This window comes from Albidovulum sp. (assembly GCF_049646345.1).
Classification (GTDB): Bacteria; Pseudomonadota; Alphaproteobacteria; order Rhodobacterales; family Rhodobacteraceae; genus Albidovulum.
The window spans coordinates 1-2,584 of sequence record NZ_JBARVQ010000590.1 but is presented as its reverse complement, the minus strand read 5'-3'; the positions used below and the strand labels follow the sequence as shown (position 1 = coordinate 2,584).

3 protein-coding genes and 1 tRNA gene are annotated in these 2,584 nt (G+C 55.5%); 2 read left to right on the top strand and 2 right to left on the bottom strand.

Translation table 11 applies throughout. From position 1 onward, the window contains the following. Positions 1 to 607: 607 nt before the first annotated feature. Positions 608 to 697, bottom strand: a tRNA-Ser gene (locus WBB85_RS15400). A gap of 182 nt (positions 698 to 879) precedes the next feature. Here WBB85_RS15400 and WBB85_RS15395 point away from each other — a divergent pair. Then, positions 880 to 1,515, top strand: coding sequence for a 50S ribosomal protein L25/general stress protein Ctc (locus tag WBB85_RS15395; RefSeq protein ID WP_432639483.1), 636 nt, complete (start codon positions 880 to 882; stop codon positions 1,513 to 1,515). Positions 1,516 to 1,589: 74 nt separating this feature from the next. On the opposite strand, the gene WBB85_RS15390 is transcribed toward WBB85_RS15395, so the two are convergent. Beyond that, positions 1,590 to 1,814 carry a hexameric tyrosine-coordinated heme protein gene (locus tag WBB85_RS15390; protein ID WP_432639482.1) on the bottom strand — a complete coding sequence of 75 codons (225 nt, stop codon included), beginning with the start codon at positions 1,812 to 1,814 and terminating at the stop codon, positions 1,590 to 1,592. A 105-nt stretch (positions 1,815 to 1,919) separates the two neighbouring features. Here WBB85_RS15390 and WBB85_RS15385 point away from each other — a divergent pair, with 105 nt between their 5' ends. Continuing rightward, on the top strand, positions 1,920 to 2,402 hold the full coding sequence (locus WBB85_RS15385) for a MarR family winged helix-turn-helix transcriptional regulator (RefSeq protein WP_432639481.1): 483 nt from the start codon (positions 1,920 to 1,922) through the stop codon (positions 2,400 to 2,402). The last annotated feature ends 182 nt before the right edge of the window (positions 2,403 to 2,584 follow it).

Sequence of the window (2,584 nt, the reverse complement as noted above, 5' to 3'; positions counted from 1 at the left end):
GTCCGACATCAGGTCTCGTGCCAAGCTGGTCTCCATTGCAGATACCAGCTTGAATCACACGCAGCGCGCGATGTGAATCCCTTTTGTCAACACGGCCTAGTCATTCACTCGTCGAGATGGCGCCAGTCGAAAAAGAGGGATTTCGTTGGACTGAAGCCGCAGAAATTCGCCCCTCAGAAACTGAATGGAAGCCGAGCAACCTTCGAGTTGGAGAGGAGTTTGAGGCCTTACTATCCAGTGACAAATTATAGCTTCGGGTGCAACGCACAGGGGTGCCCGGTGGCTTTGACTCAAAGGAGGAAGGAACAAGAGAACCTTGCATCTGTGCCGCATGACATAGGTGTTTCGACGACAGTTCCGTTTGGCATCCGCGTGGCCGCTCCAAACGGACCGAAGCTGTACCGAGAAGTAGCCATTGGATTTCAGATACTTATAGCTATTCACCGAAACCGTCACAGTCATCAGGTCCGGAGAATATTGGTGCAGAGAGAACGCTTTGAGCACTCCGCCTTCTAGGGCCGGTGCTCAGCCCCTCCCGCATAACCCTTGAATATAACGGAAAAATCCGGCCGTAGCCAGATGGAGAGAACAGTTTCTCAAGGACAAGTGGCGGAGACGAAGGGATTCGAACCCTCGAGACGGTTTCCCGTCTGCACCCTTAGCAGGGGTGTGCCTTCGACCGCTCGGCCACGTCTCCGTCTGCCCGTTTAATGGCAGGACAGCGGCTGGGCAAGGGGAAAGCTGTACTGATCTTCCTTTGCTACGAAGCTGGAAGGGAAAATACAGAATCCGCTTTTCTTCATGACCGATCCGCTCTATACGCGCGGCTTCACGGGCATGCACCCTTGGAGGATGCCCTTAAAAACTATGGAGAGACCAATGGCTGGTGAGATCCCTGATCTTCAAGCCGCGGTACGGACGGGGACAGGCAAGGGGGCCGCTCGTCAAGCTCGTCGTGAGGGCAACGTACCCGGCATCGTTTATGGCGGCGGAAAAGATCCGATCGCGATTAACGTCAACTACAACATGCTTCTCAAGAAGCTGAAAGCAGGCCGCTTCCTGCAGACCCTCTTCAACCTCAAAGTCGAGGGTGAGGAAGACGTACGCGTGATCTGCCGCAACGTCCAGCGTGATGTTGTGAAGGACCTGCCGACCCATCTCGACCTGATGCGGTTGAAGCGTACGTCGCGGATCAGTCTGTTCATCCATGTCGACTTCGTCAATCAGGACAAGGCGCCGGGCTTCCGCAAGGGTGGCACGCTGGTCGTGGTGCGTCCGGAAGTCGAACTGGAAGTGACAGCGGGCGATATTCCCGATCACATCACGGTCGACCTGTCGGGCCGCGAAATCGGTGACGTCATCCATATCGGTGACATCGATTTGCCGGCCGGCGCCAAGCCGACGATCCAGCGTAACTTCGTCATTGCCAACATTGCGGCCCCGTCGGGTCTGCGTTCGGCCGAATCCGAAGGTGGCGATGAAGGTGAAGAGGTCGAAGCGGCCGAAGAGGCCTGATCTTCTTCGCATCGGAAATGACAGAACGGGGCCTTCGGGCCCCGTTTTTGTTTGCGGTGCGCCGGTCCGGCGATTCAGTTGCGCCAATAGTTGTTCGCAGCCGCGACGGTCTGGAAGTTCGCTGCGACAACTTGCGACACCATCGTGAGGCTATCTGCATTGTTCGCGTAGTCCGGTCTCATCCGGCTGCGCGCGGCATCGTCCGGCTGGGTCTTCTTGACGGCCATTCGTGACAGTTTGATAGCCAGGTCGAAGCCTTCTTCCGGTGTTGCGGTCATGAGTGAAGGCAACCATGTCATTCTATTATCCTATCGTATTCAATTAAATCGTACACGACATAATGACGCGTTGAACTCTCTCGTCAACAAATATATCGTGCGCGATATAAATCACGCGGATGCAAAATGAACCAGTCGAACCTGCCGGTGAACGCCGAGGATATGTTTTGCCACGCTATCTATGCGACCTGGCATGTGGTGAACCGGTCCTACAAGAAGCACCTGGCCCGTCTTGATCTGACCTATCCGCAATACATCACCCTGACGCTGCTGTGGGAGAAAGACGACCGTACGGTTGGCGATATCGCAGCCTGTCTGGCGATGGAGACAAGTACTCTGACGCCGCTTCTGAAGCGGCTCGAAGGACAGGGACGTGTGAAGCGGGAACGTAACAGGGATGATGAACGTCAGGTCGTCATTTCTCTGACCGCTGCGGGCAAGGCGTTGCAGGCAGACGCGGGGGCAATAACCGGATGCATGATTGCGGAAACCGGACTTGACCTGTCAGAGCTGGAGCGACTGGTCGGAGTTCTCGGCACATTGCGGGCCGGGTTGGGTGGTAGCATCGGTGGGCCAAAAGGCATCACACCGGGGCAGACCAGGAGATAGAGGGTAGGGTCGGTTCTAGATGTGCCCTGCCAGATGGTTTGACACTTGGGCATCCGCCAATCCATTGACTTTCCGTTGCCCGAAACCTGAAAGACGCACCCGTTTGACCTTTACAAACAGATATAGCGTTTCGTGTTAAACCTGAATCACCTGACACTGCCTGAAATCAAAGATTTCAACGC

Bases quoted from the DNA above. Each gene is read 5' to 3' on its own strand.
- WBB85_RS15395 (WP_432639483.1), top strand. From the start codon at position 880: ATGGCTGGTGAGATCCCTGATCTTCAAGCCGCGGTACGGACGGGGACA.
- WBB85_RS15390 (WP_432639482.1), bottom strand. From the start codon at position 1,814: ATGACATGGTTGCCTTCACTCATGACCGCAACACCGGAAGAAGGCTTC.
- WBB85_RS15385 (WP_432639481.1), top strand. From the start codon at position 1,920: ATGAACCAGTCGAACCTGCCGGTGAACGCCGAGGATATGTTTTGCCAC.